This is a genomic window from Candidatus Poriferisodalis sp. (assembly GCF_965214215.1).
Classification (GTDB): domain Bacteria; phylum Actinomycetota; class Acidimicrobiia; order Acidimicrobiales; family Poriferisodalaceae; genus Poriferisodalis.
In genome coordinates this window covers 24,904-38,736 of sequence record NZ_CBDCBD010000002.1, presented here as the reverse complement: position 1 = coordinate 38,736, position 13,833 = coordinate 24,904, and the positions used below count along the sequence as shown (strand labels likewise).

General features: G+C 65.8%; 12 protein-coding genes and 1 tRNA gene. 6 read left to right on the top strand and 7 right to left on the bottom strand.

What is annotated here, in order from left to right:
• Positions 1-3: 3 nt before the first annotated feature.
• A complete protein-coding gene (locus ACOOF5_RS00395; RefSeq protein WP_420435490.1) occupies positions 4-1,002 on the bottom strand; it encodes a CapA family protein in 999 nt (332 codons plus the stop codon).
• A gap of 367 nt (positions 1,003-1,369) precedes the next feature.
• Here ACOOF5_RS00395 and ACOOF5_RS00390 point away from each other — a divergent pair, with 367 nt between their 5' ends.
• Positions 1,370-2,536: a serine hydrolase domain-containing protein gene (locus tag ACOOF5_RS00390; RefSeq protein WP_420435488.1), complete on the top strand. Its 1,167-nt coding sequence runs from the start codon at positions 1,370-1,372 to the stop codon at positions 2,534-2,536.
• Positions 2,537-2,545: 9 nt separating this feature from the next.
• Here the strand turns inward: ACOOF5_RS00390 and ACOOF5_RS00385 are convergent, their stop codons facing one another.
• From ACOOF5_RS00385 to fabD, 5 genes are all read right to left on the bottom strand, one after another.
• Positions 2,546-3,721, bottom strand: a complete 1,176-nt coding sequence (locus ACOOF5_RS00385) for a beta-ketoacyl-[acyl-carrier-protein] synthase family protein (RefSeq protein WP_420435486.1) — start codon at positions 3,719-3,721, stop codon at positions 2,546-2,548.
• Positions 3,718-3,951: an acyl carrier protein gene (acpP, locus tag ACOOF5_RS00380; RefSeq protein ID WP_420435484.1), complete on the bottom strand. Its 234-nt coding sequence runs from the start codon at positions 3,949-3,951 to the stop codon at positions 3,718-3,720. Before acpP ends, ACOOF5_RS00385 begins: the two co-directional genes overlap by 4 nt.
• Before the next feature lie 159 nt (positions 3,952-4,110).
• Positions 4,111-4,845, bottom strand: coding sequence for a 3-oxoacyl-ACP reductase FabG (fabG, locus tag ACOOF5_RS00375; RefSeq protein WP_420435482.1), 735 nt, complete (start codon positions 4,843-4,845; stop codon positions 4,111-4,113).
• Positions 4,846-4,904: 59 nt separating this feature from the next.
• Positions 4,905-5,870 (bottom strand): beta-ketoacyl-ACP synthase III, encoded by a 966-nt coding sequence (locus ACOOF5_RS00370; protein ID WP_420435480.1) that lies wholly within the window; start codon positions 5,868-5,870, stop codon positions 4,905-4,907.
• Positions 5,871-5,884: 14 nt separating this feature from the next.
• Positions 5,885-7,069, bottom strand: a complete 1,185-nt coding sequence (gene fabD / locus ACOOF5_RS00365; RefSeq protein WP_420435478.1) for an ACP S-malonyltransferase — start codon at positions 7,067-7,069, stop codon at positions 5,885-5,887.
• A gap of 146 nt (positions 7,070-7,215) precedes the next feature.
• Here fabD and ACOOF5_RS00360 point away from each other — a divergent pair.
• From ACOOF5_RS00360 to coaE, 5 genes are all read left to right on the top strand, one after another.
• Positions 7,216-7,298 (top strand) — tRNA-Leu (locus ACOOF5_RS00360).
• Between the two features lie 131 nt (positions 7,299-7,429).
• The gene (locus ACOOF5_RS00355; protein WP_420435476.1) at positions 7,430-8,005 is read left to right on the top strand and encodes an ANTAR domain-containing response regulator; all 576 of its coding nucleotides are present in this window, start codon (positions 7,430-7,432) and stop codon (positions 8,003-8,005) included.
• 77 nt (positions 8,006-8,082) lie between these two features.
• A complete protein-coding gene (polA, locus tag ACOOF5_RS00350; RefSeq protein ID WP_420435474.1) occupies positions 8,083-10,818 on the top strand; it encodes a DNA polymerase I in 2,736 nt (911 codons plus the stop codon).
• Positions 10,819-11,066: 248 nt separating this feature from the next.
• Positions 11,067-12,452: a 30S ribosomal protein S1 gene (rpsA, locus tag ACOOF5_RS00345; protein ID WP_420436291.1), complete on the top strand. Its 1,386-nt coding sequence runs from the start codon at positions 11,067-11,069 to the stop codon at positions 12,450-12,452.
• Between the two features lie 59 nt (positions 12,453-12,511).
• Positions 12,512-13,141, top strand: a complete 630-nt coding sequence (coaE, locus tag ACOOF5_RS00340) for a dephospho-CoA kinase (protein ID WP_420435472.1) — start codon at positions 12,512-12,514, stop codon at positions 13,139-13,141.
• A gap of 26 nt (positions 13,142-13,167) precedes the next feature.
• Here coaE and ACOOF5_RS00335 read toward each other — a convergent pair whose 3' ends face one another.
• Positions 13,168-13,674: a hypothetical protein gene (locus ACOOF5_RS00335; RefSeq protein WP_420435470.1), complete on the bottom strand. Its 507-nt coding sequence runs from the start codon at positions 13,672-13,674 to the stop codon at positions 13,168-13,170.
• Positions 13,675-13,833 lie beyond the last annotated feature (159 nt).

Genomic DNA, 13,833 nt, shown 5'->3' with positions numbered 1-13,833 from the left:
GCGTTACTCGGCTTGCCCGTCGGGCTTATCGCCGTCTTCGGTCTCCGTCTCGGTCTGCGGTTCCGCCTCACCGTCGGCATCGGGCGTAGCCGCGGCGGTGGTCGGCGGCGGTTGATGGCGGGCGCATTCACCCGAGACGATGTCGCTGATGCGGTCGACGCGGACCCCCTCAGCAGAAGGCACCGGCGCGCCGTTGATGTCGAGCAGGTGCGGATGGAACGACCAGCCCACGATCTCATTGCCGTCGAAGTCGATCTGGAGCACACCCGTGTCGCCTGTGATGCCGGACCGGTGGTGCCACACGAAGTTGCCGAGCGAGTAGGCCACGAGCTTTCCGTCGTCGAACACGACCGGCTGCAGCACGTGAGGATGGTGGCCGATGACCGCATCGGCGCCGTTGCGCAGCAGCTCGAACGCAAGGTCGCGCTGGCGGCTGTCGGGGCACGTCCTGCGCTCGATGCCCCAGTGGATGAGCGCGATCACCACGTCGGCCTCACCCGCAGCCGTCCGGACGCTGGCGAGCAATCGGTCCTGCTGGTACGCCGACGCAATCCCCGGGCGCGTCTCGGTGGCCTGAGAGCCGAGCGGAACCACCAACGACGCGCCGACGAATGCGACGCGCATATCGGGCCGGACCTCGATCATGCGGTGCCGGTAGGCATCGGGGCTGCTCGCCCCTGCACCGAGCGCAATCACACCGTTGGCTTCGAGAAGGTCGACGGTGTCGAGGAGCGCGTCGGGCCCGAAGTCCATGGCGTGGTTGTTGGCCAGGTTGGCCACATCCACACCGGCTGCAGCGATGCGCCCGGCGGCCGACGGCGGCGCCCGGAACACGTACCGCTTGTCGGCGGGATCTCCGCGCTCGCTGATGACCATCTCCACATTCACGACCGCGACATCCGCCGATCCAAGTGCTGGCTCGATACTTGTGAACGGGTCGATGCCGGCTGCTTCGCTGCGGTCCATCAGCACGTCGCCGCCCGCCAGCAGCGTCCAAGTCACATCCGGCTCCGTCGTTGTCGGTATAGACGATGGCTGTGACGGTCGTCGCCGTGGCCGATTCGGTCGACGACGTTGCCGGGTACGTCTCAACCACGGCACCGAGCGCTTCAGTCACCGCCGAGACGGGCTGAGAGACCGCAGGTGCCGTCGAATCAGTGGGCGGGGGAGGCTCGACCCGGATAGCACTGCTACATGCCGCCACGAGCAAGGTTGCGCAGACAGCGGTGAGTGCGCCGGTGCGCCGAGACGCCATGGCGTGGAGGGTAGGGCAGGCGCGCTGAGGCCTCGGGTCGCCAACTAGCGTCGCGCCCGCAGGGCCGAATCAATCCCTGCGAAGCGCTGAACTCAGCCGAACAGGAGGCCTGACATGTCGCTCGGAGACGAAGTTCAAGGAATTCTCGACCGAGGCGTCGCTGACGGTGACGTCGTGGGCGCGGTGGCCAAGGTCATCAGTGCCGACGGAGAGATCTGCTCAGCGGCGGCCGGCACCCGTGGCGCCGACAGCGACGTTCCGATGTCGAATGACACCGTGTGCTGGATCGCTTCCATGACCAAGGCCATCACCGGCACCGCGGCGATGCAGCTCGTCGAGCGGGGCCAGCTCTCGCTCGACAGCCCCGGCGCGGAGGTGCTGCCGCTGCTCGGCGAGCTCGACGTGCTGACCGGCTTCGACGACGACGGCAACCCGGTCACCCGACCCCGCAACGGCGACATCACGCTGCGTCACCTGCTGACCCACACCGCGGGCATGGGATATGACATCTGGAGCCCTGAGCTCGGCCAGTACGAGGAGGTCACCGGGACCCCAGGGGTCATCGAGTGCCAGAAGGAGACCCTGCGGATCCCGTTGCTGTTTGATCCCGGCGACCGCTGGTTCTACGGAACCGGCATCGACTACGCGGGCCAGATGGTGGAGGCGGCTTCAGGGATGTCGCTTGGGGAGTACATGACCGAGAACATCTTCGGGCCGCTGGGTATGTCCGACACGTCGTTCAAGATCAGCGACGACATGCGCGCTCGCATTTCGGCGATGCAAGCGCGGATGGAGGATGGCTCGCTGGTCGAGATGCCATTCGAGATCCCTCAAGAGCCCGAGTTCGAGATGGGCGGCGGCGGCCTGTACTCCACCGTCGACGATTACTGCCGCTTCCTGGCCATGATGCTGAACGACGGCAGCCTCAACGGCAACGAAATCGTGTCACCCGAAACGCATGCGCAGATGGTCACCAATGCCATGGGCGACTTGCGCGTCACGATGCTCCCGACGGCCATTCCGCCCTACTCATTCGATGCGGAGTTCTTCCCAGGCGTCGAGAAGTCGTGGGGCCTGACATTCCAGATCAACGAGGAGCCGGCCCCGACGGGGCGCCCGGCAGGCGGCCTCATGTGGGCCGGTTTGGCCAACTCTTACTTCTGGATCGATCTGCAGAATCGGGTGGCCGGCTGCTACATCAGCCAGCAGGTGCCGTTTGCAGATCCTCGCTCGTACGCGCTCCACGAAGCCATCGAGACCGCCACCTACAACAGCCTGTAGCAACCGCTCTCAGGCGGGGCCGAGCACGATGCAGCCGTTGTGGCCGCCGAAGCCGAACGAGTTGCTGATCGACGGGCCCGGCTCCCAGTCGGCCGCTTGACCGGTCACCAAGCGGAACTCCGCAAGCTCGGGATCGGGAGTGGTCCAGCCCGCCGTCGGCGGGATCTTGCGGTGACGCATCGACAGCAGCACAGCGATCGCCTCCAGCGCGCCCGCGGCACCCAGCGCATGGCCGGTGACGCCCTTCGTAGACGTCACCAGCGGCCCGTTCGGGCCGAACAGCTTGTTGAGCGCCTCAGCCTCAGCGGCATCGTTCAACGGAGTCGAGGTGCCGTGCGCGTTCACGTGCGCGATGTCGTCGGGCGTGAGGCCGGCGTCATCGATCGCGAGCTGCATGCAGCGCAGCGCTCCCGCGCCGCCCGGGGCCGGTGCGGTGATGTGATGGGCGTCGGCATTCGACGCGGTACCGAGCACTTCTCCGTAGATCGTCGCTCCCCGCGAGACCGCTGACTCCCACTCCTCGAGAATCAGGGTGGCGGCGCCTTCGGTCATCATGAAGCCGTCACGGTTCTTGTCGAACGGCATCGAGACACCGCTCGTCGACAAAGCAGTCATGTTGACGAAACCTGCTGTGCCCACGGGAGTCATCACTGACTCGCAGCCACCGGCCACGATGACGTCAGCGACTCCGGTGCGGATCAGCCGAGCTGCGTACCCGACAGCGTGCGTACCTGCTGCGCAGGCCGTGGTCAGCACCTCGCACGGGCCGGCTAGGCCGAAGCGCATGGAGATGGCAGCCCCGGGGGCGTTGGGCATCATCATTGGGACCATGAACGGCGACACCCGGCGCGCACCCTTGCGGTCGAGCACAAGAACCTGGTCTTCGAAGGTCTGCAGGCCGCCGACACCGGTGCCGTAGATCACCCCGCAGCGATCCGGGTCGGTCGCCAAGTCGCCTGCATCGGCGATCGCGTGTGCAGCCGATGCCATGCCGAGCTGAGTCGACCGATCAGCCCGCCGCGCCTCCTTGGGATTGTCGTAGAACGGCGCTGGATCGAAGTCGGTGACCCGGCGCTCGCCTTCCGGCGGCTCGGAGTTCAACCCCCGCCAGAAGTCGTCAATGCCGGTCCCGGCGCATGAGATGACGCCGAGGCCGACGACAGCTACTCGCCGGCTATCGCTCACAGTTTCGATTCGACCAGCTCGATCGCGTGGGCGACGGTGGTGACGTCTTCGAGTTCTTCCTCGTCCACGCTGATGTCGAACTCCTCTTCCAACGCCATCACCAACTCGACGAGGTCCAGGCTGTCGGCGTCGAGGTCGTCGGCGAAGCTGGCCTCCGGTGTGACTTGCTCGGGATCCACTGCCAGCACCTCGACGGCGCAGTCACGGAATCGATCCAACGTGTCACTCATGCTGATCCCCTCATGTGGGCGGTCACGCGCACGATCCCCCGACGGCCGTGCGAGTGCGAAGTGTAGGTCCCGCGAGCCTCGCCGTCGTCACATCTGTCGCTTCCCGCTCATGTTCGCTGTCGCTCTCGGGCCGCTGGGGCCCGGGCTCAGCCGCTTGGCTCAATGACCCATGCCCAAACCGCCGTCAACAGGAATCACGGCGCCGCTGATGTACGCGCCATCGTCGGACGCCAGAAATGCGATCGCGGCGGCGATCTCGGACGGCTCTGCCACCCGGCCCAACGGGACAGCGTCGGTGATGGCGGCTTGCTGAGTGTCGTTGAGCGCACCGAACATCTCGGTGTTGACCGGCCCTGGTGCGACGACATTCGCCGTGATGGCGCGCGAACCGAGTTCGCGCGCCAGCGATCTGGCCATGCCCACGAGGCCTGCCTTGGATGCGGCGTAGTTGACCTGTCCTGCCGAGCCCAGCAGTCCGACCACTGACGACACGAAGATCAGCCGTCCCCAGCGGGCGCGCAGCATCGGCCGGGCCGCCCGCTTGGCCATCCTGTACGCGCCGGTCAAGTTGGTGTCGACGACCGCAGCGAAGTCTTCGTCGGCCATGCGCAGTACCAGCTGATCACGGGTGATGCCGGCATTGGCGACCAATACCTCGACCGGGCCCAGCTCTGCCTCAATGGTGCTGTACGCGGCATCGACCGCATCACTGTCGGCCTGATCACACGCCACCCACAGCAGACGGTCGTCGTCGGGGGCCACGCTGCGACTCGTGACCGCCACGCGGTGACCCGCATCCGCGAACAACCGGGCGGTCGCCAGACCGATGCCCCTGCTTCCGCCGGTGACCAAGACCGTTCGTTCAGTCGTGGGGCGCGCTGTCGCTGAGCTCATAGTGCACTGCTTGAGGAGGTCCGGTGTTCGGGCGGGGCGATCGTCGGTGACGGCAGCAGCTAGCTGGCCTTGGCCGGAGCGCCCGACCAGCGCAGCAGCGCTGATGCCGAGGTCATGCCGGCTCCGAATCCGACCAGCAGCACGTGGTCGCCCTCGCTGATGCGACCGCCGCGCACGGCGTCATCGAGCGCGAGGGGAATCGACGCAGACGACGTGTTGCCGGTGCGTTCGATGACCATCGCGGCCTTCTCGAAGGGAATGCCCAGCCGTTTGCACGAGGTCTGCACGATGCGGACGTTTGCCTGGTGCGGCACCACGACGTCGATGTCGTCGGGTGTGAGACCGGCCTGCTTCATGGACTGGCGAGCTGATTCTTCCATGACGAGCACGGCCTTCTTGAAGACTGCTTGGCCGGCCATCTGGATGGAGTCGCCATGCTCGCAGTAGAGGTGCTCCTCCATGGCGCCGTCGCTGGACACATGCCAGCCGAGCAGGTCCGAACCCTGCTCGCTGCGCTCGAGCACTGCGGCACCTGATCCGTCCGCGAACAGGATGCATGTGGCGCGGTCGGTCCAATCGGTGATCCGCGAGAGCACTTCGGCGCCGATGACCAGCACCCGTTCATGTCCCATGGCGATCATGCCGTGACCGGCGACGAGCGAGTACACGAAACCCGAACAGGCGGCGTTGACGTCCATTGCCCCGCAATCGAGCCCGAGCGCCTCTTGCACCCGCGACGACGTCGCCGGAACGCTCCGATCAGGAGTGGTCGTTGCCAAGATGAGCATGTCGATGCTCGACGGGTCGACGCCGGCCACTTCCATGGCTGCTTCGCCGGCACGTGCAGCCAGGCCCGCCGTGGTGCCCCCGATATTCCGTTGCTTGATGCCGGTTCGCTCGATGATCCACTCGTCGGACGTGTCAACCATCTGGGCCAATTCGTCGTTGGTGAGGACTCGTTCTCCGAGCGCCGTCCCGATGCCGACAATGCGCGCGCTCGAAGCACTTCCCACGCTGAGCGTCATCTGTGGCCTCCCCGTTAGGTCCCTGCGGCCGTCCGCAACCACGCAACTGGCTGCCGAGCGGTGACCCGCTCGCCCTCGACGGCCATAATCCCCATGACAGTACCCGCGAATGCCGAGCGAACTTCCTCACCGGCCACATGGCCGATGACATCGCCGACACTGACTTGCTGGCCATCGTCGACGCCCGCGCCGAGCGTGAAGATTCCGGCGCATGGGCTCACAATGAGTCGTTCGGTGACGTAGAGGTTCTCGCCGCCCAGCACGGCAGGCGCCGACGGGGCCTCGGTCGCGAGCGCCTCCATCAGCGCGTCGATTTCAGCCGGCGCACCGACCGACATCGATGTGGCGCCGCGGTGCGTCCGCTTGGTCATGCCGGTCAGCACCTTGCCCGGTCCCAGCTCCACGAAGGTGGTGACGCCGGCGTCGGCCAATGCATGGAGGCTGGCGCGCCACAGCACTGGACTGGTGAGCTGCTGGGCCAGGAGCACGCGCCATTCGTCAGCGTCAGAACGAGGGCGTGCGTCGACATTTGCGACGACCGGCACGCTCGGGGCTCGAATCTCGACTTCCGCCAGCGCCTTGCGCAGACGGTCGCGGGCCGGCTGCATGAACGGGGTATGGAAGGCGCCGCCCACGGGCAGACCCATGAGCCGTTTTGCGCCCGCTGTCTTCGCTTCGTCGCCGGCGACGGCCACGGCGTCGGGTGCGCCCGCGATGACCACCTGGCCCGGGGCGTTGTAATTGGCGACCCAGACATCGCCAGGTGTGGCCTCGCACGCTTCCGCCACCAGGTTGTCGTCGAGGCCCAGCACTGCGGCCATGGTGCCTTCTCGCTCGTCAGCAGCGACCTGCATCGCCTCGCCGCGCTCGGCAACGAGCCGCACCGCGTCGTCGTACGCCAAGGCGCCGGTTGCGGTCAGGGCGCTGTACTCGCCCAGCGAATGCCCCGCCGCACACGAGAAGGTCGTGCCGGTGCGCTCGACTGCATCGAGTGTCACCATCGACAGCACGAACGTCGACAGCTGTGAATTGCGCGTATGGCGCAGCTCGTCGGCGTCGGCTTCCAGCAAGAGCGCGGCGACATCGCGCCCGCAGGCGTCAGATGCCTCGGTGACCAACTCCCACGACTCGTGCGAGGTCCACGGTTCGCCCATGCCCGGTTGCTGAGAGCCCTGACCGGGAAATGTGAATGCGAGCACTCGGCCTCCTCCGCAGCGCCAGTGCGGAAGAACGGGCGCATGCCCGGGCCGCGGCGCAGTGAACGCACAGTGGATGTAGCGGAAAGGGTAGGTGCCAACTCGGTGGGAGCGCGACCGTCCAGCTCGGTACGCTGAGCCGCCCCACAGCCCGGGTGGTGAAACGGCAGACACGGGGGACTCAAAATCCTCTGCCCTCACGGGCGTGCGGGTTCAACTCCCGCCCCGGGCACCCCAAACCGGCACGAATCTCGCCGGGAGACTCTGGGGAGGCCGTCGAAGTGCAGCGATAGGCTGGCCGGTCCGCAGCAGCCGACCGGGCCCCGCCCGCCGGTGCGATCCTGTCCCGCGAGGGGAGCGCGTGTGTCCAAGCGAGTCGTGATCGCAGAGGACGAGGCCATCATCCGGCTCGATCTGCGCGAGATGCTCGAAGACGAGGGCTATGTCGTCGTGGCTGAAACGGGTCGCGGCGATGAAGCGGTGGAATTGGCACGCAAGCATCAGCCCGAGGTGTGCATCTTCGACATCCAGATGCCCGGTCGCGACGGCCTCGACGCGGCGCGCGAGGTTGCCGCAGACCGCACCTCTGCGGTGCTCATCCTCACGGCGTTCAGCAAGCGCCATCTCATTTCCGAAGCTCGCGATGCCGGAGTGCTCTCGTACTTGGTAAAGCCGTTTCAGCGCGAGGAGCTGGTCTCGGCCATCGAGGTGGCGTGGGGTCGTTTCACAGAGATGAGAGAGCTCGAGGACACCGTGGAGAGCCTCGAGGAGAAGCTGGAGACTCGCAAGGCCGTGGAACGTGCGAAGGGCCTGCTCATGGACGATTTTCAGTTGTCTGAGCGGGATGCTTTCGAATTCATCCGCAGTACGGCGATGGCCAACCGTGCGAAGATGCGAGACATCGCTCAGCAGATTGTCGATGGATTGCTGACTCCCTGAGTCGCTCTTTCGAGATCTGCTCGCCTGCGCTTGGCAGGCTTCCACAATCGCCGCCCCGCAACGTTGGGAGAGTTCCGATGTCCAAGCTCCTCTTGCTTGACGGGAACTCGCTCACGTACCGGGCCTTCTTCGCCATACCCGAGGACATGGCCACACGCTCGGGACAGCCCACTGGCGCCGTCTTCGGGTTCACGTCCATGCTCATCAACCTGGTGCGGGATCACCGCCCAGACGCGATCGCGGTGTGTTTCGACCGTCCCGAGCCGACGTTTCGGCATATCGCTGCGCCGGAATACAAGGCACATCGCGACGAGACGCCGGCAACACTCATCGACCAGCTCGGCTTGGTGCGCGAAGTGCTCGAGTCGTTGAGCATGACTGCGCTGGACTGTGCCGGCTTCGAGGCCGACGACCTGTTGGCGACGCTGGCGTCCGAAGCCGAACAGCGTGGCGACGATGTTCTGATTGTCAGCGGGGATCGCGACGTGTATCAACTTGTGCGCGATCCCAAGGTTCGTGTGGTCTACAACCGGCGCGGCGTCACCGACTATGCGCTCTACGACGAAGCGGGCATCACCGAGCGCACTGGCGTCACGCCGGACCTCTACGTGCAGTACGCCGCACTGCGTGGCGATCCGTCCGACAACCTTCCCGGAGTGCCTGGGGTCGGCGAGAAGACGGCCGCCAAGCTGCTCAATAAGTACGGCAGTCTCGAAGCCCTGCTGGCCGCGGCTGCGGAGCAGACTCCGAAGCTGGCCGAGAACCTCGCGGCACACAGCGAGCATGTGCGGCGCAACGTCGACCTGATGACCCTTCGGACCGACGCACCGGTCGAAGCGGCGCCAGCGGATCTCCAATGGGACGCTTTCGACGGCGACTTGGTGACGCGTACGTTCGAGTTCCTGGAGTTCGGCAGCCTCCACGCTCGTCTCCGCGACGCACTGGTGGGCACGGCCCTGGACGGCCTGCTGAGGGCCGACGCAGCATCCCCGCAGACCATCCAGCTCGCGGAGACGCAGTTTCTTCCGGTTGATGTTGGCGCCGATGCCCGTGGTGCCAATGCAGTGAGGCTGCTGGCCGAGCTGGCGGACCGTGACGATCCTGTCGCGCTCGGATACACCCTCGAGGCGGACGGCGCCGTGGGTGTGCTGGCGGTCGCGGTCGACCCCTCACGCGGGTCCGTGCTCGCGCTCGGTGCCGCTGATCTGGAGGTGCCCGACATCGCCCAGCGGGTTGCCTGCCTGCTCGGGGCCGACGGGCCAGGCGTCCACATCCATCAGGCGAAAGCGCTGATGCGCGCACTCGAGCTCACGAGCGGTGATCTCGCTGCCGGCGCGTCGATGCCCGGCCTCGCTACCGATACTTCGATCGCCGCCTATCTCATCCATCCATCGGAAGGTCGCGCCGAGCTGAGCGCGCTCCTCGCCCGGCATTGCGGCACTGAGCTTCCCCGCAGCGATGGACAAGATCAACTCGGCTTCGATGATCTCGAAGTCGACCGTCCTTCAGCAAGTGTCGCGGCCGGCAGTGATGCACTGGCTGTGGCGATGCTTGCCCCAGCACTCAATCGAGAACTCGAGGCCCTCGGGATGTCCGATTTGTATGGCGACATCGAGCGTCCGCTGATTTGCGTCCTCGCTCGCATGGAGTCGGCCGGGATCGGCGTCGACCACACCGAACTGGAGTCGTTGCGTGACCACCTGACGAGCGAAGTGTCTGCACTCGAAGCAGAAGTGCGGCAACTGGCCGGTCGGGACGATCTCAACGTCAACTCGCCCAAGCAGCTGGCAGAGGTGCTCTTCGAGGACCTGGGGTTGACGCCGCAACGCAAGACCAAGACGGGCTATTCCACAAGTGCCACAGCGCTTGAATCGCTGCGAAGCGAGCACCCGATCGTGGACAAGCTGCTGGCGTTCCGCGAGGTGGAGAAGCTGCGATCCACCTACGGCGTCAGCTTGCTCGAATGCGTCGAGCCGGACGGTCGCATCCACGCCACGTTCAACCAGACGGTTGCGCGTACCGGCAGGCTCAGCTCCGAAGAGCCGAACCTGCACAACATCCCGGTGCGGACCTCCCAGGGGCGCCTGTTCCGGCGCGCGTTCGTGCCGGCTGACGGCTACGAGCTGCTGATCGCCGACTACAACCAGATCGAGCTGCGGGTGATTGCGCATCTGTCGGGCGACCCGGGCCTCGTCGGTGCCTTCGAGGCCGGCCACGACATCCACAGCGCAACGGCAGCATCCCTCTTCGCCATCAGCCCCAGCGAGGTCGACCCGCAGCAGCGGTCAGTGGCAAAGATGGTGAGCTACGGCTTGGCCTACGGGATGGAGGCATACGGTCTCGGACAGCGACTCGGGGTGCCCACAGACGAGGCAGCTCACATTCTGGAGGCCTACTTCGAAGCGTTCCCCGCGGTGCGCTCGTTCATGGACGGCGTGGTCTCGGAGAGCCGCGAGCGTGGGTACACCGAGACGGCCTTCGGACGACGTCGCCCGCTTCCCGAGTTGACATCTCGAAATCACCGCGTGCGCCAAGCCGCAGAGCGACAGGCCATGAATGCTCCCATCCAGGGACTCGCAGCGGACATCTTCAAGGTGGCGCTGGTACGCCTCGATGCGGCCTTGCGGGATCGGTCGGCAGCCAGCCGTCTGGTGCTGCAGGTGCACGACGAGGTGATCCTCGAAGTGCCCCCATCGGAGCGCGACGAGGTGACCGAGCTGACGGTGGACACGATGCGGCATGCCGCCGACCTGGCGGTCCCGCTCGAAGTCCATGTTTCGGCGGGCGCAAGCTGGGCCGACGCCAAGGGCTGAACGGCGCGGGGCTCCACGCCGCGGGCCGGTAGCCTTGCCGTGCGCTTCGTGCGGCTCGCTCGGCCGCCTGCGCCCGTACTCCCGACGTGAGCATTCCCCCCGTGACCGACGCACTTGCCCCCGCAGCAGACCCCGAAAACCCCGCACCCCAAGACCCCGTACCCCAAGACACAGCATCCGAAGACCCCGCACCCCAAGCCACCGCAGAAGCACCGCCGGATACCCCCGACGGTGAGAGCTCGGGAAAGATGGCGGGCAACGGAGCTTCGCAGGGCGCTTTTGGCACGTTCACCGACGCGGGCGATTACGTGCCGCGGACTGTCACCGTCGACGATCTGGGCGACACTTCCTTCGAGGACGCCATAGCGCAGACCATCGTCGAGTTCGACGACGGCGACATCGTGGCCGGCACCATCGTGCGCGTCGATCGCGACGAAGTACTGCTCGATATCGGCTTTAAGTCTGAGGGCGTCATCCCGTCTCGCGAGCTCTCGATCCGCCACGACATCGATCCTTCCGAAGTCGTGGACGTCGGCGATCAGATCGAGGCGCTCGTCCTTCAGAAGGAAGACCCCGACGGCCGCCTGGTGCTGTCCAAGAAGCGAGCGCAGTACGAGCGTGCTTGGGGTCGCATCGAAGAGATCCGCGAATCGAACGGCGTCGTCACGGGTCCCGTCATCGAGGTCGTGAAGGGCGGCTTGATCGTCGACATCGGACTGCGGGGATTCCTGCCGGCGTCACTGGTGGAACTCCGGCGCGTCCGCGATCTGGCCCCCTATGTCGGCCGCGAGCTCGAAGCCAAGATCATCGAGCTCGACAAGAACCGAAACAACGTCGTGCTCAGCCGGCGAGCTTGGCTGGAGGAGAGCCTCAAGGAGGAGCGGGAAGGCTTCCTGCGAGACCTCAAGCGGGGCGAGCGTCGCACTGGCAGGGTCTCGTCGGTGGTCAGCTTTGGCGCATTCGTCGACCTCGGCGGCATGGACGGCCTCATTCACGTGTCGGAGCTGTCCTGGAAGCATGTCGATCATCCGAGCTCGGTCGTCACCATCGGCGACGAGGTGACGGTGGAGGTGCTCGAGATCGATCGTGAGCGCGAGCGCATCTCGCTGTCACTCAAGGCGACGCAGCAGGATCCGTGGGAAGCGTTCGCCAACTCCCACCGGGTCGAAGAACTCGTCTACGGCCGAGTCACCAAGCTGGTGCCATTCGGAGCCTTCGTGCAGGTCGGCGATGGCATCGAGGGCTTGGTGCACATTTCGGAGATGTCGGCCCACCACGTCGAGCTGCCCGAGCAGGTCGTGACCCCCGGCGAGGAGCTGTGGGTGAAGATCATCGATCTAGACCTGCAGCGTCGGCGCATCAGCTTGTCGATCAAGCAGGCCGCCGAAGGCGGCGTGGTAGCGGAGGAATACCGCGAGGCGTTCGGCGACCACGCGTACGACGAAGAGGGCAATTTCATCGGCGAATTCAGCTACGAGACGCCCGCCGAGGGCGAGGAATCGGAAGCTGAGCGGGCATGGCGCGAGTACTACGAAGAGCATGGCGAGGAGGCCTACCGCCAGGCCCTCGCGCAATACGAGAATCAGGAAACCGAGGGCGAGCCCGCCACGGCCGCTGCCGAAGGTGACGGCTAGCGCAGCCGCTCTTCGCTGGATCCGCTCCAGTTGAATCCGTCTCCTTCGAAGCCGGTCGGATGATCTCGGTCGGGCTCACCGGCGGCATCGGCAGCGGGAAGAGCACTGTTGCTTCAGGCTTCGTCGAGCACAGAGCCATACTGATCGACGCGGATGCCATCGTTCGCTCGCAGCAGGCGCCATCGAGCCCCGTCTTTGACGAGATGGTCGAGCGCTTTGGAGATCACATAGTCGCTCCGGACGGCACGCTCGACCGCGGTGCCGTCGCGGCCATCGTGTTCAACGATGCCGACGCACTCGCTGATCTGAATGCGATCACCCATCCTCCGGTCGGTCGGGAGATCCGTCGCCGGCTCAGCGAACTGGAACGTACGGATCGCCTGGTTGTGCTCGACATCCCGCTGCTCGGTGAGGGGCTGGCTGAAGGTCGACGGCCCCGTTACCAGACCAGCGGGATCCTGGTGGTGGACACGCCGACCGATATCGCAGTGGAGCGACTCGTGACCTCGAGGGGTTTTTCCGTCGACGATGCACGCGCTCGTATCGCCGCACAGCTGTCGCGCGAAGAGCGCCTGGCCATCGCCGACTGGGTCATCGACAACTCCGGCGGTCTCGACGAGCTCGAAGCTGCGATTGGCGCAGCCTTTCGCTGGGCGAGCGCGCTGCCGCACGTCGACCCAGCTCAGTGACACGCGCCGCGCTGTCGCTGAGATTCTCAGTAGGCGATCGGAGTCCCGCAGTGCGGACAGCTGGGCTCGGGCGCGCGCGTATCGAACTGTGACGGCTTGACCAGAAGGAAGCAGCCCTCGCAGAGGATCTCGTCTTCCTGCTTGGAGGACGAACGCGAGCCGGTGACAATGCCGATCTCGTCGTCCTCGTCGTCCTCGTCGTCGTCTTCGGATGCCAGCCGCTCCTTGAGGATCTCGCCGAGATCGGCTTCGAGCTCCTCATCGTCATCGTCGTCATCTTCATCGTCCGTGGGACGCACCCCGATGGGCACTTCACGGCTCGGCTCGGATGCATCATCAGACGAAGCTGGCACGTCTGGGTTGTTCTCGTCAACCTCGTCGATCTCGTCGTCGAAACTCGTCGCTCCCAACTCTTCGGCTTCGACATCGTCGGGCACCGGCTCGAGGTCAGCGCCCAGCAGGTCAGGTTCGAGCAAGGTGTCGTCGTGCGGTTCGTCCTGGGCGTCAGGGACGTCTGGTTCGTCGCGGCTCATGGGCAGTCTTCGGTAGTGGTGGAGTCGGGTTTTGCCGGGTCAGCAGTCAGCGCGGCAGGATAACCAGACTGACTGCTCGCAGGGAGACACCTTCGCTCTGATCGGCGCAACAGTTTCCCCGGTCTGGTGATCTGATGCTGGCGGGATGGCGAGGCGTCG

What these genes read in the sequence shown, in the direction of transcription:
- coaE (WP_420435472.1), top strand. Translation starts at nt 12,512, where the DNA reads ATGATCTCGGTCGGGCTCACCGGCGGCATCGGCAGCGGGAAGAGCACT.
- polA (WP_420435474.1), top strand. Translation starts at nt 8,083, where the DNA reads ATGTCCAAGCTCCTCTTGCTTGACGGGAACTCGCTCACGTACCGGGCC.
- ACOOF5_RS00390 (WP_420435488.1), top strand. Translation starts at nt 1,370, where the DNA reads ATGTCGCTCGGAGACGAAGTTCAAGGAATTCTCGACCGAGGCGTCGCT.
- ACOOF5_RS00370 (WP_420435480.1), bottom strand. Translation starts at nt 5,870, where the DNA reads ATGACGCTCAGCGTGGGAAGTGCTTCGAGCGCGCGCATTGTCGGCATC.
- acpP (WP_420435484.1), bottom strand. Translation starts at nt 3,951, where the DNA reads ATGAGTGACACGTTGGATCGATTCCGTGACTGCGCCGTCGAGGTGCTG.
- fabG (WP_420435482.1), bottom strand. Translation starts at nt 4,845, where the DNA reads ATGAGCTCAGCGACAGCGCGCCCCACGACTGAACGAACGGTCTTGGTC.
- ACOOF5_RS00335 (WP_420435470.1), bottom strand. Translation starts at nt 13,674, where the DNA reads ATGAGCCGCGACGAACCAGACGTCCCTGACGCCCAGGACGAACCGCAC.
- rpsA (WP_420436291.1), top strand. Translation starts at nt 11,067, where the DNA reads ATGGCGGGCAACGGAGCTTCGCAGGGCGCTTTTGGCACGTTCACCGAC.